This window comes from Streptomyces sp. ISL-1 (assembly GCF_018614585.1).
Lineage (GTDB): Bacteria > Actinomycetota > Actinomycetes > Streptomycetales > Streptomycetaceae > Streptomyces > Streptomyces maoxianensis.
Map to the genome: position 1 here is coordinate 25,344 of NZ_JAGGOI010000009.1, position 19,535 is coordinate 44,878.

Consider the following 19,535-nt stretch of genomic DNA (forward strand, 5'->3'; position numbering starts at 1 on the left):
CCGCGCCGGCTGCCTGGAGTCCCCGCTGGACCACCTGCCGCGCCGAGCGTGAACGAGGGGCGAGGCACGGCGGGCGGGCCGCCGGGCGCGCGGGCTGCGCCGTCGGCCTCACGCCGAGGCGCGCTTCTTCGGGGTCGCCTTCTTGGCCGCGGCCTTCTTCGTCGTCTTCGCCGCCGTGGACTTCGTCGCCGTGGACTTCGTCGCCGTGGACTTCGTCGCCGTGGACTTCGTCGCCGTGGACTTCGTCGCCGCGGACTTGTTGGCCGTGGACTTGTTGGCCGTGGACTTGTTGGCCGTGGACTTCGCAGCGGTGGACTTCGTGGCCGTCGACTTGCTCGCAGTGGACCTGCCCGCCGTCGACTTGCTCGCCGTGGTCTTCTTCGCGCTCGCCGCCGTCTTCTTCGCCGCCTTCGCGGTGGATTTCCTCGTGCCCGTGCCCGTGCCCGCGCCCGAACCGCCCGCCGGTTTCGGCGAAGCCGCCGCCCGCCCCCGCCCCCGCCCCCTGATCGAGGTGACCTCGGCGACCCCCTCACCCTCCTCCTCCCCGCGCGCCTCGTTCGCCGCCTGAACGCTCTTCTCCAGCGCGGCCATCAGGTCGATGACCTTGCCGCCCGCACCCTCGTCCGGCGCGGTCTCGGGAGCCGCCTCGCCGCCCTCCACCTTCGCGGCGATCATCGCCTCCAACGCCTCCCGATAGTCGTCGTGCAGCGAATCCAGGTCGACCTCGCCCAGCGTGTTCATCAGGGCGTCCGCCAGGTCGAGTTCCGCCTCCCGGACCGTCACATCGGTGTCGGGGGCGGCCTCCTGCGGCGAGCGGATCTCGTCCGGCCAGAGCAGCCCGTGCATGGCGATCACATCGTCGACGACACGCAGCATCCCGAGACGCTCCCGCCCGCGCAGGGCGAACTTGGCGATGGCGACCTTCTCGCTCCGCTTGAGCGCCTCACGGAGCAGGGTGTACGGCTTGGTGGCCGGGACTCCATTGGCGGACAGGTAGTACGCCGCGTCCATCTGAAGCGGATCGATCCGCTCCGCCGGCACGAACGAGACGATCTCGATCGTCTTCGCAGTGGGCAGCGGCAGAGCCGCGAGATCCTCATCGGTGATCGGGATGATCGATCCGTCCGCGTCCTCGTACCCCTTGCCGATCTCGGCGGTGGGCACTTCCTTCTCCTCCAGCTCGCAGACCTTGCGGTAGCGGACCCGGCCGGCGTCGGCGGTGTGGATCTGCCGGAAGGACAGCGAGTGGTTCTCGGTGGCGTTCACCAGCTTGATCGGAATGCTGACCAGACCGAAGGAGATCGCGCCGTTCCAAATGGATCGCACGTTTCATCCCTTTCATACGAAATTCCGGGAATCGTGGGATTCTCATCGTATGACGCCGATCACGGAGGTGGAGGGGCGGCGCCTGGCGCTCAGCAATCTCGACAAGGTCATCCACCCCGCCACCGGGACCGCCAAGGGCGAGATCCTGCACTACTACGCCACCACGGCGGGGGCGATCCTCCCTCACCTCCACGACCGCCCGCTGTCCTTCCTGCGGTACCCGGACGGGCCTGACGGCCAGCTGTTCTTCACCAAGAACCCACCGCCGGGAACGCCCGACTGGGTCCGGACCGTCGCCGTCCCCCGTTCGGAGGACAAGAACGCGCGGCAGGTCGTCGTGGAGGTCCTCGCCTCGCTGATCTGGGCGGCGAATCTGGTGGTGGAGTTCCATACGCCACAGTGGCAGGCGGCCAGGCCCGCAGTGGCCGACCGCATGGTCTTCGACCTCGATCCGGGGCCCCCGGCGACGATCGTCGAGTGCTGCTCGGTCGCGCTCTGGCTGCGCGAGCGGCTCGCGGCCGACGGACTGCACGCGTACGCCAAGACCTCGGGCTCAAAGGGACTGCATGTCCTGGTGCCGGTCGAGCCCACCCCATCCGAGAAGGTGTCGGCGTACGCCAAGAGCATCGCCATCGAGGGCGAGGCCGCCCTGCCCGGCCTGATCCTGCACCGGATGAAGCGCTCCCTGCGGCCCGGCAAAGTCTTCGTCGACCACAGCCAGAACGCCGCCGCGAAGACCACCGCCGCCCCCTACACCCTGCGCGCCCGCACCGAGCCGACCGTCTCGACGCCCGTCACCTGGGAGGAGATCGAAGCGCACCAGAACCTCGTCTTCCGGATCGGCGACATCGCGCCACGGCTCGACAGGCACGGGGATCTGCTCGAGCCGCTCATCGATCTCAGCGGGGCCGGGCGGCTGCCGGCCGGGCCGCTGCCATGAACGCGCCCAGGCCGCCCCTGAAGGTCGCGCCGGCCGAATCGGTGAGCGTCCTGCCGCGCGGGCGGGAGCCGGCGTACGAGCCGAAGTCCGACGGTTCTCCGGACACTCTGAGATGTCTCGTGAGACTGACTCACCGAAGCCATCCGTTACCAACTCGAGTGATTGTCCCGGTGACAGGCCAACGAGGACGGCGAGCCTCTCCCTACCCTGAGGGTCACGCTGGTCGAACCTGGCAGCATGGATGAGAGCTCGCCGACAGTAGCCTTGCGACCACCCGTCGATGTCATGCGCCCCCGGCCTGCGGACGAGATCCCCGAGCAAGGCAGCACGCCTGCGGGCTTTCAGTACTCCCTCAAGCTCGACGGCTTCCGCGCCCTGGCCTTCATCCTCGAGGGCGGAAGGGTCTTCTTGCAGTCACGCTCACAAAGAGACCTCTCCAGAGAATTCCCCGAGATTTCCGCATACCTCCGAGATCACTTGCCACCCGGAATCGTGCTGGACGGTGAATTGTGCGCCTACCGCGAGGGGCGATTGAGCTTCACCGACTTGCTTCGGTCCCACAGTGATCGCGAGCGGTCGGGGATCCCCGTGTCCTACATCGCGTTCGACATCCTCGCTGTTCCAGGCCGGGATGTCAGGGCCCTGCCCCTCAAGGAGCGTTGGGAGCTGCTCGGAGCCGCACTGAAAGACGTCGGCCCACCCCTCGAGCGTGTGCTGGCAACGCTGGACGAGGAAACCGCCCACGTCTGGTTTCGCGACATGAGAGCCGTGGGCGTCGAAGGAATCGTAGCGAAGACACTGAGCTCGCCCTATCGGGCAGGAGGAACCTGGGCCTGGAGGAAGATCCGGCATTCCGATACGCGGGATGGCACGCTTCTCGGCGTATTCGGCCCGGTGGACCGACCACATGCACTTCTCGTGCAGCTTCCCGATGATCGAACCGTGAAGACCTCGCCGCGCTTGACGGCAACGCAGTCACGGCAGGTCGCCGAGCTGGTACGCGGTCGCTTGGAAGATTTGACGGACCACCCGGACCACGGGCCCGTGCGGATGCTCACCGACCCTTTCCTCGTCGAACTACGCCAGACCGCCGGACGCCACGAGACCGCCCGTTTCGTACGTTTTCGGTCCGATGGATGAGCATCGGGCAGGTGGTGTCTGCGACATGGGGTCTCGGCCTTCGCGGAATCTGTGCAGATTCACGTTGGGAATTCCAGGGGAAGGGTGCCGTTCAGGGGCGCGGTGCTTTCTCGCCGTGCACGACTGTGTATTCCGCGGCGAGCCAGGGGCCCAGGTCGTCGATGAGCATGCTGAGTACTGCAGTATCGGCCGAGGGGGTGCGGCCGTTGGCCGAGGCGATGCGCATCTGGTCTACACGCTCAGGGTAGTAGCGGCCGAAGAGTTCGGCGGACTCGTTGAGTTCGCTGGTCCAGCCGCCCCAGCGGGGCATGACCAGAGTGAATCCTGTGCGCACGATGCGGCGGGCGACGATGCGGCAGAGAGTCTGGCGGTCGGCATCCGTGGCGGCTTCGGCGGCTCGGGTGTGCCAGCGTTGCAGCGCGAGGGCGAGGTCGCCGTTCGTTTCGCGGGCGAGGAGGGCTGTAGGACGGTAACGGGGCAGTCGTTCAGCGAGGTCGGCACCGAGCAGCGGGGTGCACAGGCAGGCGATGAAGAACCCGGCATCGTGGCGTTCGAGGTCGCTCAGCAGAGCGCGCGTGCTGGTGAGCAGGATGCCGACGCCATCAATCTGGCGGAATGCGCGGTCGAGTGCGGCCTCGATCGCTTTGGCGTCGGCCCGGTCGGCTTCGGTGGGCTCGTGGTGGAGAGCGAGCTGGAGGTCGAGGTCGGAGACTCCGGGTGTGGCGGTGCCGCGCGGGATGCTGCCGTAGATGTAGGCGCTGTGCAGCCGCACGCTGTCGAACGTCTCGGTGATACGAGTGCGGGCGGCCTCGACGACTGGGGTGAATGCTGCCGGCACTCGGTCCAGTACGCCTTCGCGTGCGATCGTTCCGTCGTGGGCCAGCCCTCGTTCGCTCATGAGGTCACTGTGCCTTGCGCTGCTGTGCGCTGGCGCGCGGACAACGATGCACGTCGCAAGAGGGCGTCGCAATCCGGTCTTCACGAACGGCTGCTGGTGCAGAGCGAGTTCCAGCTGCGATGTCTGCGGCGCGGGCCGGCAGGCGGCGGAGAACGCCGACGGGGCGGCGTACGCCGACGCGGTGTCGGAGTACGCCGCCCTGGTGCAGGACGAGCTGAGGGCCGCGGCCCTCAAGCTGCTGACTGGTCCTACTCCCGCTACTTCGGGTCGCGGTTGAACAGCGACTTGGACCAGAAGTAGCCGAGCACGGCCAGCCCCAGGCACCAGACGATGGTGATCCACCAATTGTTGCCGATCTCGGTGCCGAGCAGCAGCCCGCGCAGGGTCTCGATCGCCGGTGTGAACGGCTGGTACTCGGCGATCGGCTGGAACCACCCCGGCATCGCGTCGACCGGGACGAAGGCGCTGGAGATGAGCGGCAGGAAAACCAGCGGCAGCGCGTTGTTGCTGGCCGCCTCGGCGCTTGGGCTGACCATGCCCATGCCGACCGCGATCCAGGTGAACGCCAGGGCGAACAGCGTGAGCAGCCCGAACGCCGCGATCCACTCCAGGACCGTGGCATCCGTGGACCTGAAGCCGATGGCCACGCCGACGGCACCGACAACAACCACGCTGATGACCGCCTGCAGCACGCTGCCGATGACGTGTCCGATGAGCACGGAACCGCGGTGGATCGCCATCGTGCGGAAGCGGGCGATGATGCCCTCGGTCATGTCGTTGGAGACGGACACCGCGGTGCCGACCAGGGTGCCGCCAATGGTCATCAGCAGGATGCCCGGGACGAGGTAGGCGATGTACTCCGAGCGGTCGGCGCCGCCACCACCGATGCCCGCGCTCATCACGTCGCCGAAGACGTAGACGAACAGCAGCAGCAGGACGATCGGCGTCAGCAGCAGGTTCAGGGTGAGGGACGGGTAGCGCCGCGCGTGCAGGAGGTTGCGGCGCAGCATTGTGTTCGAGTCGCGTACGGCGAGGGAGAGGGCGCTCATCGGACTGCCTCCTTGGGCTGGTTGGGCACGTTGGTGGCGCCGGTCAGGGCGAAGAACACGTCGTCGAGGTCGGGGGTGTGCACGGTCAGCTCGTCCGCCTCGATGCCGGCCGAGTACAGCCGGTCGAGGATGGAGCGCAGCTCGCGCTGGCTGCCGTCGCTGGGGATCTGCAGCGACAGCGCCTCGTCGTCCCTGGTGACCTCGCGCAGCGCGATGGCGGCGGACTGGTACGCGGCCGGGTCGGAGAACCGCAGCCGCACGTGCCCACCCGGGATGAGCCGCTTCAGTTCGTCGGCGCTACCCTCTGCGGCGATCTTGCCGTCGCTCAGTACCGCGATGCGGTCGGCGAGCTCGTCGGCCTCCTCCAGGTACTGGGTGGTGAGGAAGACGGTGACGCCGTCGGAGACGAGCTCGCGGATGATCTGCCACATGTTGTGGCGGCTGCGCGGGTCGAGGCCAGTGGTCGGCTCGTCGAGGAAGATGATCCGCGGCTTGCCGACGAGGGTCATGGCGATGTCGAGGCGGCGCTTCATGCCGCCGGAGTAGCTCTGGGCGGGCTTCTTGGCGGCGTCGACGAGGTCGAACCGCTCCAGCAGCTCGGCGGTGACCCGCCGCCCCTCTCGCTTGGACAGGTGGTGCAGGTCCGCCATGAGGAGCATGTTCTCCTCGCCGGTGATCAGCCCGTCGACGGCGGAGAACTGCCCGGTGACGCCGATCGCGGCACGCACCCCGTCCGGTGACGTGGCGACGTCGTGGCCCGCGACCTGGGCCTGCCCGCCGTCGGCGGTGATGAGCGTGGAAAGGATCTTCACTGCGGTGGTCTTGCCGGCACCGTTCGGCCCGAGCAGCGCGAACACGGACCCGGCCGGGATACGCAGATCGATGCCGTCGAGGACGGTCTTGTCGCCGTACGACTTGCGCAGACCGACGGTGGAGACGGCGGCCGGCGACGGGTGACCGTCGCCCCGCCTGGACGTGGGCATGACAGATGAAGCCATGGAACCCTCCCGTTCGAAGGCTGAAGTTGCAGGGGGAGTGGGCGAGTTGAGGGTGGTGCGGGCTATGGAGGCGCTCAGGCCTTGGCGCGGCGGACGTCGATGTTGCCGTGCCGGGTGCGGGCGCGGACCTTGACGGTGTCCTCGGTCTTCTTCGGGGTCTCGGACGCGGTGAGCGTGTTGCGCACCTGCCCGGAGCCCGAGCTGACGTCGAGCCAGGCGGCCGTGCCCTCGCGGACGCCGACCTCGATGGCGCCGTAGGAGGTCTCCAACTGGACGGTGCCGCGGGCCACGTCTTCCACGCGCAGGGTGCCGTGTGCGGTGGTGGCGGTGACCGAGTCCTCGGCGCGCCGGATCTCGATGTCGCCGTTGGCGCCGCTCACCCGCAGCTCGCCGGTCGCGGCGCCGACGGTCGTGGTGCCGTGCGAGTTCTTCAGGACGGCGGGGCCGTCGACGAGGCCGACGCGCAGGCTGCCGGAGCTGGTGGTGATCTCGGCCATGCCCTCGACCCGGTCCACGGTGATCGAGCCGTGCGAGGCGGTCAGCTGCAGCGGGCCGGTGGTGTCGAGGCGGACGTCGCCGGACGAGGTCTTCACGCGGACCTCGCCGAGCCGGCCCTCGCCGAGTACCTGGGCCCAGGCGCCGGTCATGTCGATGCGCGAGCCCGTGGGCAGTTCGACCGTCACGTCGACGGTGCCGGTGCGGCCGAACAGATTGGCCTTGGGCGTCCTGACCGTCAGTACGCCGCTCGCGTACGTGACCTCGGTCTGGTCGGCCGCCCGTACGTCCTGGTCCCGCTTGGGGTCGCGGGGCCGCACCTCGACGACGGTGTCGAGGCGGTCGCCCGCGGTGAACTGGATGGAACCGGCCTCCACGTGCGCCGTGGCCGAGATCGGTTCGGGAGTGTCGAAAGAAGGCATGGCTGTCCCGTCCTCTTGGGTCTTTGGGACGTCCCCGCTGGTGGGACGTGCTGTGGGTGAAGTGGTGTGGGTGAAGTGGTGTGGGTGAAGTGGTGTGGGTGAAGTGGTGCGGGTGAAGTGGTGCGGGGCGCGGGCGCGGCTAGCGCACCCAGCCCGTGAAGCTCTGTCCGATGGTCTGGGTCTTCTCTGTCGTACGCGGCCGGGTGCCGCCGTCGACCGCGGCCGACACGGCGCGCACCAGCCACGCGTTGACCGACAGGCCCTCGCGGGTCGCGGCCTCCTCGGCGCGGGCCTTGAGGTGGGCCGGCAGGCGCAGGTTGACGCGGGCGGTGCCGCCCTCGTCGCCGTCGGCCGGGGCCGGGGTCCTGAGCGATTCGACGGGCGCGGCCGGCTCCGCGAGGGCGCCGCCGTCGGTGGGCGGCGGTGTCACCACGAAGTCGGGGTCGAGCCCGCGCAGCCGTACGTCGACCGAGCCGGGGGCGAGTTCGCGGGTGATCTCGTCCGTCGCGGCGGAAAGCACATTGAGCATGGTCAGCCGGGCCGCCGACTCCAGGGGAGCGGTGAGCCTCTCTGCCAGCTCGCGGGCTTCGTCGCCGCCGGCTTCGGCGGCCACCGCGAGTTCGCGGCGGAGGGTGTCGATATACGGAGTGAGGTCCATGACGCCATCATGGCACCACAATGGCTCCACACGCAAGCAGTGAGGTGACATCTCTGGGTCGGCAACTGGCGCAACCACCCTGACCTGCGCAAACATACTGGCACCTACCTGAGTCATTGTGGCGCGCCATGTGTGCTCACATGCTTTCGATAGGGTGGAATGGCCCGGGTGGCGCCGGGCGACACCGGATGGCACCAAGCCGTGCCACCCGACGTCATGTGATGCCATGCGATGTCACAAGGGGGTTGCCTGCCCCCGCCTCGCGATCCGCCGCTGGGCCGAGCCCACCCGAGGCGGCATGATCGGGCCCGCCCCGCCCAGCCAGGGCATGTGTGAGGTCGTGATCAAACGCGCCGACCCGGATCCGCCCTCCGGGTGGATCCGGTAGGAAGACGGTTGTGACGCGCAGGCAACTCACCGATGAGCAATGGACGTTGATCGTGCAGCACCCGCCGAAAGGCAACTACGTCCTGCCTCGGTCTGCACGACTCCCAGGGCTTTGGCCCCGTTACGCGCGCAGCCAGGTGCGGCGGTCGCGCGCCGCCGCGTACAGCGCTTCGATGTCCGCGGGTTTCAGTACGCCGCCGAGCCTGGCCAGTGCGGGCACCTCTTCCTCCCGCAGAATCCGTACGTCCGGTGGCGCGGGCAGCACATCCAGCCGCGCCGCCCCCACCACGGCGAGGACCGGGCGCACCGCCGCCGTCAGAGCGAGGGTCGCCCGCTCGGCCCGGCGGCGGGTCAGCCGCAGCAGCGGGCCCCGTACGCCGCGGCCGGCCCGCACCATCGGGTCGGCGATCCGCACCCGCAGCCGCCGGGCGGCCAGGGTGTGCACGGCCAGCACCCCGCCCGGGCCGACGGCCAGATGATCGATGCGGTCGGCGCCAGGCAGCGGCACCGAGTGAATGATCCGCCAGCCCGCGGGCTCGAGCCGGTCGAGGCTGTCGCCGAGCAGCTGCTGGGCGGCGAGTTCCGCACGGCGCGGGTCCTGCCGGAAGCGGCCTGTGGCGGGCAGGCGGTCCAGCTCGGCGTGGAGCGCCTCGCCGGGGCGGTTGGGGGCGAGGTCGTCGTCCGGGTGCAGGGACAGCCTGACGAGATCCGCGGAGGTGGGCACGGGCGGCGGTCCGACGGAGACCTCGCCGGTCAGATACGGGGCGAGGGCGGCCAGCACATCGGCGCGGTGGCGCTCGGAGACCAGGCTGACGTGGCCGCTGTCCCTGTCGTACCAGGCGACGTCGCGGCCGTCCGGGAGGCTGACGTACAGCCGGTCCCGGCCCTGCCTGTGTGCCGGCGTGACGCGCAGTCCGCTCATGCCATCACCCCTCGACCATGGGAACAGCCACGGGCCCTTCGAAGCAATAACCCCGCGAGCCGGAGCCGTAGTGCACACTCTCCCCAAGCGCAAGGTTCTTGGGAGGGGGCAAGCGTGTTCGGGGGGATCGACGAGGTCGACTGGGCATCACTGGCGCACGCCTACGGGGCGGCGGACGATGTGCCGGACCTGCTGTTCGGACTGGCGTCCGCGGATCCTGCGGAGCGCGAGACAGCGCTCGACGCGATGTACGGAGCGGTGCACCACCAGGGCGATGTGTACGACTCGACTCTCGCCTGCATTCCCTTCCTCCTCGAACTCGTGGCGAATCCCGCGGTCCAGGACCGGGGAGGCATCGTCGAGCTGCTGACCAGCATCGGCGGCATCGACCTGGACGGCGACGACGAACTCGACCCGGAGGACGAGGAGTTCGAGTACGCCGCGAACTACGCGATGGCCTCGTCCGCCGTGACCGCCGGTGCGGATGTCTTCCTCGCGCTGGTCGGCGCGGAGGACCGCGGCGTGCGGCTGGCGGCGCCGCTCGCGCTCGCCACCCTGCACGACGATCCCGAGCTGGTGCTCGGGCTGCTGCGGGAGCGGCTCGGCGTCGAGCCGGACGCGGAGGTGCGGTTCGCCTGCGTCGAGGCAGCGGGCCGGATCGCGCTGCGCCACGCGGGGCTGGCGCCCGGGGTGGTGGACTGGTTCACCGGGCTGACCCGGGCGCCGAGCCACCCGGGGCTGCGGCTGGCCGCGCTCGCGCAGCTCGCCCGGTGCGCGCCGCACGCGCTGCCCGCGGATGTGGTGCCGGGGGTGACGGGCCTGCTGCGCGAACTGCGCGCCGAGCCGGTGCCGGCCGGCCCGCCGACAGAGGCGGCGGGCCGGGTTACGGAGTCGCCAGGCTCCATCGCCGAGCACGCGGCACCCGCCCCGGAACCGCCTGCACCCGTCACGGAACGGGTGGCTCCCAGGGTGGAACCGGCAAGCCCCGGCGCTCAGCCCGCAGCGCCCGCCCCGGAACCCACAGGACCCGGCGCCGAGCCCTCGGCAGCCGTCGCCCAGCCCGTCGCGCCCGCCACCGCGCCCACTACGGAGCCCCCCGCCACCGCCCCGGAACCCGTGCCCGAGCGCCCGTCGACGCCAACGCTTCTCGGACGGCCGCGCGAAATGCAGGCCATGCACGCCATGCACGACGCCGACCGGGCCGGTCGCGGCGCGCCCTGGACTGCGGATCTGCTGCGAACGCTCCACTCCGGACTCGGCGACCGCGTCGACGACCGGATCGCCCTGCTCGCCGACCAGTTGTGCAGCCCCGACTGGGGGCAGCGGATCGACGCCGTACGGATGAGCAGCGGGCTGCTGCGGACCTGGCGCGGCGCCTACGAAGAGCTGGTCGGCCTGATCGGGGAGCAGCTCGCCGACCCGGAGAAACGGCTGGCGGACGCGGCCGCCGACGCGCTCGGGGAGCTGTTCGGCCTCGCCGCCCCCGCCGCGGACGCGCTGGCGGAGCGGGTGGCCGCGGAGCCCGGAGCCTGGGTGCGGGAGTGGAAGGGCGGGCCGCCCACGCTCGGCAGCGCGATCGCCGCGCTGGCCAGGGCCGGCGACCGGCGCGCGGTGCCGGTGCTCGCGCGGACGCTGGAGCTGCCCGAGGCGCCGCACGATCTGGGCTATGCGCTGGACCATCTGGGCGCGGCAGCCGCCTCGCTCGCGCCCGCGCTGCGCCACCGGCTCGGCGAGATCGAGCTGGACGAGCGGCTCTACGACCGGGCCGGACCGCTGCTGTACGGGCTGACGGCATTGCGGGCGGCCGACGCGGTGCCCGAGGTTCTGCGGGTGCTGCGGGGCGCGCCCGACCACCGCAGGGAGTGGGTGGCCGAGGCGGCGCTGCGGGCGCTGACCGCGTTCGGACCCGGCGCGCGGGAGGCCGTTCCGGAGCTGCGGGCGCTGCTGCGCTGCGTGGGCGTCGGCTCCGGCTTCTCGGCGTCCCTCGCGGCGCGGACGGCGGGCGCGCTGTGGGCGATCGAGGGTGACGCCGGGCCCGTACTGCCGGTGCTGCGGGCCGCATTGTCCAGCCCGGACTCCGGGGCGCGGCGGGCGGCGGCGACGGCGCTCGGCGCGCTGGGGCCGGCGGGCAAGGAGGCCGCCCCGGCGCTGGGTGATCTGCTGCGGGCGGCCGAGCCATGGACCCGGGTGGACGCGGCGCTCGCGCTGTGGCGGACAACGGGCGATCATGGGCAATCATGGCCGGTGCTGCGCTCGGCCTGGGAGACTCTCCCGAACACCCGGGTCCCCATCGCCGAGTGCCTGGCGCAGCTGACGGCCGAGGGCGCGGAGCGGATCCTGCGCGACGAGCTCGCGGCCGTACGACGTCATAACGCGATCGACGGCGGGTACGGCAGCCATGACATCTTTACGGACGAGAAGCTGCTGGCCCTGTGCCGGCGAGCACTGACGAGGGAGAGACCAGCATGATCATCTTCGGCACCAAGGGCTACCTCTACCAGCTGGCCATACTGACGCTGGTGTGCGGGCGCTGCGGAAACCCCGCCGCGCACACGCTCAGGAAGCGCGTCACGAAGTTCACGCTCTTCTTCGTGCCGCTGTTCCCGTTCTCGACGAAGTACGCGACGCAGTGCACGTTCTGCGGCATGGAGCAGCAGGTGAGCAAGGAGCAGGCGGAGCAACTGCAGCTCCAGGGCGCCGGCGGGCCGGGCGGTCAGGCGTACGGGCAGCCGCAGCAGCAGCCCGGGCAGCAGCCGTACCAGCACTGACACACACCCGAGCCGGAGCTGACGGCCCGTCGGCTCCTCTTCGGCGCACTATGACATAAAGGGAAAAAGGCCCGCGTCTTGCTACGTTGCGTGGCATGACCGCAACGTCGGCGCCGGACGCTCCTCCGCCGGAACTACGCCTGCCCAAGCGGCGGGGCGTGGAGCTCTCGCTCCTCGTCTGCGCCGTCCTCCTGTGCGTCTACGGCTACATCGACGTCGGCCTGTCGAGGAACAGCGCGGTTCCGCCGGACGCCCTGCGCTATGGGGCGGGCCTCGGCGTGCTGGCCCTCCTCGCGCATCTCGCCGTACGCTTCCGCGCCCCCTACGCCGACCCGCTGCTGCTGCCCATCGCGGTCCTCCTCAACGGCCTCGGCCTGGTGCTCATCTACCGTCTCGACCTGGAGACCCCGCACGACGAGGCCGCGCCCGCCCAGCTGATCTGGTCCACCCTCGGTGTCGCGCTCTTCATCGTGGTGGTCGTCTTCCTGCGCGACCACCGGGTCCTGCAGCGCTACGCATATCTCTCCGTCGTCGCCGCTCTCGTCCTGATGATCGTGCCGATCCTCTACCCCGCCGTGAACGGCGCCAAGATCTGGATCCGGATCGGCGGACTCTCCTTCCAGCCGGGCGAGTTCGCCAAGATCCTGCTCGCCATTTTCTTCGCCGCGTATCTCGCGGCGAACCGCAACGCCCTGGCCTACACCGGCCGCCGGATCTGGCGGCTCCAACTGCCCACCGGCCGGGTGCTCGGCCCGATCGTGGCGATCTGGCTGCTCAGCGTTGTCGTACTGGTCCTCGAACGCGACCTCGGCACCTCGCTGCTCTTCTTCGGGCTCTTCGTGATCATGCTGTACGTGGCGACCGGCCGGACGGGCTGGATCGCCGTCGGCCTGCTGCTCGCGGCGGCCGGCGCGTTCGCCGTCGGCACTCTCGAACCGCATGTGCACAGCCGGGTCGAGGACTGGCTCGACCCGTTCGCCACCATCAGGGCGGGCCAGGGCCCCGGCCAACTCGCCCAGTCCCTCTTCGCCTTCGCCGCCGGCGGGATGCTCGGCGCGGGCCTGGGCCTCGGGCACTCCATCCTCATCGGCTTCGCCGCCAAGTCGGACTTCATCCTCGCCACCGCGGGCGAGGAGCTCGGCCTGGTGGGCCTGACCGCGATCTTCATGCTGTACGCGCTGCTGGTGGCGCGCGGCTACCGCGCCGGGCTCGCCCTGCGCGACCCCTTCGGACGACTGCTCGCCATCGGGTTCGCCTCGATCATCGCCCTGCAGGTATTCGTCATCGCGGGTGGAGTGATGGGCCTGATCCCGCTGACCGGCATGGCGATGCCCTTCCTGGCCCAGGGCGGTTCGTCCGTCGTCACCAACTGGATCATCGTGGCGCTGCTCATCAGGGTCAGCGACTCGGCCCGCGCGCCGCACCCCGACACGTTCGACACGGGCGTCATCGCCCCGGTCTTCGAGGACGAACGGTGATCCGCTACATCCGGCGCGCCGCCGCCCTGTGCCTGCTGCTCCTGGCCGCGCTGCTGGTCAACGCCGCGCGCGTGCAGATCATCGAATCCACCTCGCTGGACAAGAACCCGGCCAACCGGCGTCCGGCCATTGCCCGTTACGACGAGCCGCGCGGCGACATCCTGGTCGCCGGCAAGCCCGTCACCGGCTCCAAGGACAGCGGCCAGCAACTGCGGTACGAACGCACCTACACCCAGGGTCCGCTGTACGCGCCAGTCACCGGCTACGCCTCGCAGACGTACGGCACCTCCCTCATCGAGAACACCGAGGACGGCGTCCTGACCGGCACGGATCCCATGCTCGCGCCGCTGCCCTTCTGGAACGACATCAGCCGCCTCCAGCAGCCCGGCGGCGATGTCGTCACCACCATCAAGCCCTCGATGCAGCGCGCCGCGTTCGACGGTCTCGGCGGCAAGCGGGGCGCGGTCGCCGCGCTCGAACCGTCGACCGGGAAGATCCTGGCACTGGTCAGCAGCCCTTCGTACGACCCAGGGCTGCTCTCCGGTACGGGGCCGCCGGTCAAGACCGAGTGGGCGAGGCTCAATACTTCCGGCGGCCGTCCGATGCTCAACCGGGCCATCCGGCAGACATATCCGCCGGGCTCCGCCTTCAAGATCGTGACGGCGGCGGCCGCGCTGGAATCGGGTGTGGTCACAGACGTCGACGCGCCGTCCGGCGCGCCCGATCCGTATGTCCTGCCCGGCACCAGAACGAGGCTCCCCAACGCGACGGACGGCTGCGGCAACGCCTCGCTCGCGTACGCCATCCAGTGGTCCTGCAACACCGTGATGGCGTATCTCGGGGTGAAGGTCGGCCTGCCCGGAATGCTGGACACGGCGGGCAGGTTCGGCTTCAACGACCGCGGGCTGCGGATCCCCTCGGCCGTCGCCACGTCGAACTTCGACCGCCGAATGACCGTCGATCAGCTGGCGCTCTCCTCGATCGGGCAGTTCGACACCGCGGCGACGCCGCTGCAGATGGCGATGGTCTCGGCGGCCGTCGCCAACGGCGGGGATCTCAAACGCCCCTACCTGGTCAACCGGGTGACCAGATCGGACGGTGACACGGTCGCGCGGAACTACCCGCAGTCCTACCAGCAGGCGATGAACCCCGCGACCGCGCAGCAGCTCCAGCGGATGATGGTCAAGGCCGTCGAGGAGGGGACCGGAGCGAACGCCGCCATCGAGGGGGCGACGGTGGGCGGCAAGACCGGTACGGCGCAGCACGGCCCCGGCAACTCCGGCCGGCCCTACGCCTGGTTCATCTCCTGGGCGCAGGCGGCCGACGCGCCCCAGCCGGCTGTCGCGGTCGCCGTGGTCATCGAGGAGGACGTGTCGGCCGACCGCGGCGAGATCACCGGCGGCGGCAGCGCGGCGCCGATCGCTCGGGCGGTGATGGAGGCGGCACTGCGAGACTGACCGGGTGACGGTGGAGGAGGCCCTGGAACGGATCGCGCGGCTCGATCCCGAGCTGTGCGCGTTCATCGAGGTGTGGGGCGAGGCGGCCGCAGCACAGGAGACTTCCCCCGGACTTCCCCTGGCCGGGCTGCCGTTCGCGGTGAAGGGGCCCTCCGGTATCCGTTCGTACTCGGCCAGGCGGCTGATCGCGGCGGGCGCGGTGCCGGTCGGCTCGACGGCGGTGCCGGGCCCCGGCACGTACTGGCAGACCTGGGGTCTCGGCGCGCACGGCCGCACCGTCAACCCCTGGCGCCCGGACCGTACGCCGGGCGGCTCGTCGGCCGGTTCCGCGGTGGCGGTCGCGGCCGGGATGGTGGACCTGGCCACCGGCAGCGACGGGGCTGGGTCGGTACGCATCCCGGCGGCCTGGTGCGGGGTGTTCGGCCTGAAGACGACGAACGGCCTGCTGCCCTCGCCCGACCGGACCGGCCTGGCGTCGGCGGGGGTGCTGACGCGCACGGCGGCGGACGCGCGGGCGTATCTGGCCTGCGTCCTCGACGGGTACGCGGAGGTCCCGCTGCGGTTTCCGCTACGGGCGCGCTGGTCACCCGATCTGGGCTTCGCCCGGACGGACCCGGAGGTGGAGTCGGTCACGCTGGCCGCGGTGGAGCGGCTGGTCTCGGCCGGAGTCGTACGTCTGGACGAGCGGCCGTTCGCGCTGCTCGACCCGAAGGACGCCTGGCAAGCCGTACGGCGCGGGGAGCCTTCGGCGGGGTCGGCGCCGCGCGCGGAGAACGACCGGCGTCTCGGCGCGCTGTTCGCCCAGGCGCAGCTGCTCCTCACCCCTGCCACCCCGAACCGCCCGCATGGCCACGAAGGACCGGGCGAGCTCTACTCCACGGCCCTGACCTGGGCGTTCAACCTCAGCGGCCACCCGGCGGCAAGCATCCCGGCCGGCTTCACGAGCGACGGCTGCCCGGTCGGCCTGCAGCTGGTCGCGGCGCGCGACGCGGACGTCTCGCTCCTCGAAATGGCAGTGGCGGCGGAGCGGCACGCGATTATGGTGCGCCCATGACCATGACCTACGAGCTCGCCCAGGTGAACATAGCGCGGCTCAAATTCCCGCTGGATTCCCCGGAGTTGAAGGACTTCGTCGACGGCCTGGACCCGGTGAACGCCGTCGCGGACGCGGCGGACGGCTTCGTCTGGCGGTTGCAGAGCGACACCGGCAATGCCACGGATGTGCCGGTCTTCGGGGACGAGTGGCTGATCGTGAACCTGACGGTGTGGCGGGACACCGACGCCCTGACCGCGTTCATGTACCAGGGACAGCACCGGGAGCTGCTGGGACGGCGCTACGAGTGGTTCGAACGTGTCCAGGAGGTCATGACCACTCTGTGGTGGGTGGAGCGGGGCCACCGCCCGACCGTCCAGGAGGCGGAGGAACGGCTGCTCCACGTACGCGAACACGGCCCGACGCCACGGGCGTTCACGCTGCGGACGAGCTTCTCGCCGCCTTCGGCGGAGTGATCAGCCCGGCTGCTGCCCGCGGCGGTTGACGGCGGTGAGGTCAATGTCGAGGGGGAACGGGAGGTCCAGCTTGAGCTGCTTGTGGTGGATGCCGGTGTCCGCGTACGTGCGGGTGGCGGGGTCGAGCTCGTAGACGTACACGACAGGGAGCCCGTCGTCGTCCTCCACACGCCAGAAATGCCGGATGCCTGCCCTGGCGTACTTGCGGGGCTTGACCTCGCGGTCACGTTCCACGGAGTCTGCGGAGACGATCTCGACGGCCAGAAGGATGTCGTCGGGGTCGTACCAGGTCTGCCGCGGGCCGGTACGGGCGTTTTGCGGCACCACCATCAGATCAGGCTCCGGCCGATCCTGTCTGGCCAGCTTCGTGGTCATCTCGCGGACGACATAGAGGTCCTCCGGCGCGAAGTCCAACAAGGCGTTCTCCAGTAGGCGCAGGGTGGCCATGTGGAAGTCGGTCTGCGGACTCATGAAGACGAGGCTCCCGTCGATCAGCTCCGTGTGCGGAGGAAGATTCGGAAGTTTGTCGAGGTCGTCCGCCGTCCAGCCGCCGGCCGGCGGACGGGCCCACTCGTACTGCTCGTCCAGCCCGTACTCGCGTGCGGCGCTCATGATTGCTCCCATGTGACGGAGTCTGCCTGGCACAGCCAGCGTACCCAGCAGGGATGCGCACTCGCCCCTCGTACGAGTGAGCGACGCTCCTGCATTGACGGCCCGCTACCGCGTACGGGGTCCGGGCCCCGGCGTCCGCAGCCGCCGGGGCCCGGCAGGAAATCGTTCGACACACTGCTGGAGGCGCACTCGAAGGACCTCGGCCAGGAGCCGGCCCTTGAGGTTCACGCGTCAGCCGGCCGACTGGGCACCCTCCGCGCCCTCCGCGATCGCTTCCTCCACCTCCGAGACCCGGGCCTGCTCCTCCGTCGCGAAGCGTTCGCGGTCGAGCTGCTCGGCGATCTCCTCGTCCTGGGACATCAGGAGGTCGAGGTTGGCGTCGCCCATCTCGAAGACGCCCATGTCCAGATAGGCCTTCTGCAGGCGCTCGCCCCACAGCCCGATGTCCTTGACGCACGGCACGATCCTGCTGAACAGCAGTTTCCGGAACAGCTGCAGGAATTCGGACTGCTCGGAGAGCTCCGCCGCCTCGGCCTTGGGGATGCCGAAGTTCTGCAGCACCTCGACCCCGCTGAGCCGGTCGCGCATCAAGTAGCAGCCCTCGATGACGAAATCCTCGCGCTCGCGCAGCTCCGCGTCGCTGAGCTCCTTGTAGTAGTCGCGCAGCGCCATCCGCCCGAAGGCGACGTGCCGGGCCTCGTCCTGCATGATGTAGGCGAGGATCTGCTTCGGCAGCGGCTTGTCCGTCGTGTCCCTGAGCAGGCCGAACGCGGCGAGCGCGAGCCCTTCGATGAGGACCTGCATGCCCAGGTAGGGCATGTCCCAGCGGGAGTCGCGCAGGGTGTCGCCGAGCAGCCCCTGGAGATTGTCGTTGATCGGGTAGAGCATCCCGACCTTCTCGTGCAGGAAGCGGCTGTAGATCTCCGCGTGCCGGGCCTCGTCCATCGTCTGGGTGGCGGAGTAGAACTTCGCGTCCAGATCGGGCACCGACTCCACGATCCGCGCCGCGCACACCATCGCGCCCTGTTCACCGTGCAGGAACTGGCTGAACTGCCAGGAGGTGTAGTGCCTGCGCAGCTCGCCCTTGTCCTTCTCGGTCAGCTTCGGCCAGTGGCGCGAGCCGTAGAGGGTGAGCGCCTCGTCGGGGGTGCCGAGCGGGTCGTACGGATCGACTTCCAGGTCCCAGTCGATGCGCTTGGCGCCGTCCCACTGCTTGTCCTTGCCCTTCTGGTACAGGGCGAGCAGTCGTTCGCGGCCGTCTTCGTACTCCCAGCTGAAACGGGCGGCGCCGGAGGCCGGGACCTGCCAGTGGAAGCTTTCCGGGGCGTGCGTGTAGCGGTCGTGTGTCGACACTGACGGCTCCTTCGCCTCATATCCCGTACCACTACGGATAATTGGCAGGCTCACACGTTGGTAGACGTCCAGTCAACAAGTCGTACCCGAGGGATTGACGACCTTGCTGACAGGCAGTCTCATAAGGGTTGACATTGCTCACCCCACCCGCGAGGTGCCCTCAGCCATGACGACAGAGACCGAACGCGACGTGCAGCTGCTCCGCGACGCACTCGGCCCCCTGCGGGACCGGGAGCAGGTCGCCCAGCGCCTCCTGGAGTCCTCCGCCAAGCACTCCTTCGACCCCGACAAGGAGCTCGACTGGGACTCCCCGGTCGAGGAGGGCAAGTGGTTCTGGCCGCCGGAGCTGCTCTCGCTCTACGACACCCCGCTGTGGCACAGGATGTCCGAGGAACAGCGGCACGAACTGGCCAGGCACGAGGCCGCGTCGCTCGCCTCCTTGGGCATCTGGTTCGAGATCATCCTGATGCAGCTGCTGGTCAGGCACATCTACGACAAGCCCGTGACCAGCAGCCATGTGCGCTACGCGCTCACCGAGATCGCGGACGAGTGCCGGCACTCGATGATGTTCGCCCGGCTGATCGAGAAGGGCGGGGCGCCCGCGTATCCCGTGCCGCGGCTCTACCACAATCTGGGGCGCGTGCTGAAGACCATCTCGACCACGCCCGGTTCGTTCGCCGCGACGCTGCTCGGCGAGGAGATCCTCGACTGGATGCAGCGCCTCACCTTCCCGGACGAGCGCGTCCAGACCCTGGTGCGCGGCGTCACCCGTATCCATGTGGTGGAGGAGGCACGCCATGTGCGGTACGCCCGCGAGGAGTTGCGCCGGCAGATGGTGACGGCGCCGCGCTGGGAGCAGGAATTCACGCGCCTGAGCTGCGGGGAGGCGGCGCGGGTCTTCTCGGTCTGCTTCGTGAATCCGCAGGTGTACACGGACGTCGGCCTCGACCGGCGCGAGGCGGTCGCCCAGGTGAAGGCGAGCGGCCACCGCCGCGAGGTGATGCAGTCGGGCGCGAAGCGGCTGACGGACTTCCTCGACGACATCGGCGTCCTGCGCGGTCCGGGCCGCAGGCTCTGGAAGAGCTCCGGTCTCCTCGCGTAATCCGACAACGGTGCGGTTACG

General features: G+C 70.0%; 19 protein-coding genes. 10 read left to right on the plus strand and 9 right to left on the minus strand.

The window, feature by feature from the left end; all coding sequences use genetic code 11:
* Positions 1–108 precede the first annotated feature (108 nt).
* Positions 109–1,326, minus strand: a complete 1,218-nt coding sequence (locus J7E87_RS08850) for a Ku protein (protein ID WP_215091796.1) — start codon at positions 1,324–1,326, stop codon at positions 109–111.
* A 49-nt stretch (positions 1,327–1,375) separates the two neighbouring features.
* Here J7E87_RS08850 and ligD point away from each other — a divergent pair, with 49 nt between their 5' ends.
* Positions 1,376–2,266: a non-homologous end-joining DNA ligase gene (gene ligD / locus J7E87_RS08855; RefSeq protein WP_215091797.1), complete on the plus strand. Its 891-nt coding sequence runs from the start codon at positions 1,376–1,378 to the stop codon at positions 2,264–2,266.
* Between the two features lie 237 nt (positions 2,267–2,503).
* Positions 2,504–3,406, plus strand: coding sequence for a DNA ligase (locus J7E87_RS08860; protein ID WP_251017172.1), 903 nt, complete (start codon positions 2,504–2,506; stop codon positions 3,404–3,406).
* Between the two features lie 91 nt (positions 3,407–3,497).
* Here J7E87_RS08860 and J7E87_RS08865 read toward each other — a convergent pair whose 3' ends face one another.
* A complete protein-coding gene (locus J7E87_RS08865) occupies positions 3,498–4,304 on the minus strand; it encodes a nucleotidyltransferase domain-containing protein (protein WP_215091799.1) in 807 nt (268 codons plus the stop codon).
* 46 nt (positions 4,305–4,350) lie between these two features.
* Here J7E87_RS08865 and J7E87_RS08870 point away from each other — a divergent pair, with 46 nt between their 5' ends.
* Positions 4,351–4,581, plus strand: a complete 231-nt coding sequence (locus J7E87_RS08870) for a hypothetical protein (protein ID WP_215091801.1) — start codon at positions 4,351–4,353, stop codon at positions 4,579–4,581.
* Here the strand turns inward: J7E87_RS08870 and J7E87_RS08875 are convergent.
* The 5 genes from J7E87_RS08875 to J7E87_RS08895 form a co-directional block, all read right to left on the minus strand.
* A complete protein-coding gene (locus J7E87_RS08875; protein WP_215091803.1) occupies positions 4,562–5,353 on the minus strand; it encodes an ABC transporter permease in 792 nt (263 codons plus the stop codon). The genes J7E87_RS08870 and J7E87_RS08875 overlap by 20 nt on opposite strands.
* Positions 5,350–6,351: an ATP-binding cassette domain-containing protein gene (locus J7E87_RS08880; RefSeq protein WP_251017173.1), complete on the minus strand. Its 1,002-nt coding sequence runs from the start codon at positions 6,349–6,351 to the stop codon at positions 5,350–5,352. The genes J7E87_RS08875 and J7E87_RS08880 overlap by 4 nt, the downstream gene beginning before the upstream one ends.
* Before the next feature lie 74 nt (positions 6,352–6,425).
* The gene (locus J7E87_RS08885) at positions 6,426–7,268 is read right to left on the minus strand and encodes a DUF4097 family beta strand repeat-containing protein (protein WP_215091806.1); all 843 of its coding nucleotides are present in this window, start codon (positions 7,266–7,268) and stop codon (positions 6,426–6,428) included.
* Positions 7,269–7,407: 139 nt separating this feature from the next.
* Positions 7,408–7,926, minus strand: coding sequence for a toxin-antitoxin system HicB family antitoxin (locus J7E87_RS08890; RefSeq protein ID WP_215091808.1), 519 nt, complete (start codon positions 7,924–7,926; stop codon positions 7,408–7,410).
* 508 nt (positions 7,927–8,434) lie between these two features.
* A complete protein-coding gene (locus J7E87_RS08895; protein ID WP_215091810.1) occupies positions 8,435–9,235 on the minus strand; it encodes a nuclease-related domain-containing protein in 801 nt (266 codons plus the stop codon).
* Between the two features lie 114 nt (positions 9,236–9,349).
* Between J7E87_RS08895 and J7E87_RS08900 the strand changes: the two genes are divergently transcribed.
* The 6 genes from J7E87_RS08900 (at position 9,350) to J7E87_RS08925 (ending at position 16,447) form a co-directional block, all read left to right on the plus strand.
* Entirely contained in the window at positions 9,350–11,704 is a 2,355-nt protein-coding gene (locus J7E87_RS08900) for a HEAT repeat domain-containing protein (RefSeq protein WP_215091812.1), read from the plus strand.
* Entirely contained in the window at positions 11,701–12,003 is a 303-nt protein-coding gene (locus J7E87_RS08905) for a zinc-ribbon domain-containing protein (RefSeq protein ID WP_215091814.1), read from the plus strand. Before J7E87_RS08900 ends, J7E87_RS08905 begins: the two co-directional genes overlap by 4 nt.
* 95 nt (positions 12,004–12,098) lie before the next feature.
* Positions 12,099–13,481, plus strand: a complete 1,383-nt coding sequence (locus J7E87_RS08910; protein ID WP_215091816.1) for an FtsW/RodA/SpoVE family cell cycle protein — start codon at positions 12,099–12,101, stop codon at positions 13,479–13,481.
* A complete protein-coding gene (locus J7E87_RS08915) occupies positions 13,478–14,938 on the plus strand; it encodes a penicillin-binding protein 2 (RefSeq protein ID WP_215091818.1) in 1,461 nt (486 codons plus the stop codon). The genes J7E87_RS08910 and J7E87_RS08915 overlap by 4 nt, the downstream gene beginning before the upstream one ends.
* A gap of 10 nt (positions 14,939–14,948) precedes the next feature.
* A complete protein-coding gene (locus J7E87_RS08920; protein ID WP_215091908.1) occupies positions 14,949–15,992 on the plus strand; it encodes an amidase in 1,044 nt (347 codons plus the stop codon).
* Entirely contained in the window at positions 15,989–16,447 is a 459-nt protein-coding gene (locus J7E87_RS08925) for a DUF3291 domain-containing protein (protein ID WP_215091820.1), read from the plus strand. Before J7E87_RS08920 ends, J7E87_RS08925 begins: the two co-directional genes overlap by 4 nt.
* Here J7E87_RS08925 and J7E87_RS08930 read toward each other — a convergent pair whose 3' ends face one another.
* The gene (locus tag J7E87_RS08930; protein ID WP_215091822.1) at positions 16,448–17,059 is read right to left on the minus strand and encodes a Uma2 family endonuclease; all 612 of its coding nucleotides are present in this window, start codon (positions 17,057–17,059) and stop codon (positions 16,448–16,450) included.
* Positions 17,060–17,290: 231 nt separating this feature from the next.
* Entirely contained in the window at positions 17,291–18,412 is a 1,122-nt protein-coding gene (locus J7E87_RS08935) for a ferritin-like domain-containing protein (protein WP_215091824.1), read from the minus strand.
* Between the two features lie 166 nt (positions 18,413–18,578).
* Between J7E87_RS08935 and J7E87_RS08940 the strand changes: the two genes are divergently transcribed.
* Positions 18,579–19,514, plus strand: a complete 936-nt coding sequence (locus tag J7E87_RS08940) for a diiron oxygenase (RefSeq protein ID WP_215091826.1) — start codon at positions 18,579–18,581, stop codon at positions 19,512–19,514.
* Positions 19,515–19,535 lie beyond the last annotated feature (21 nt).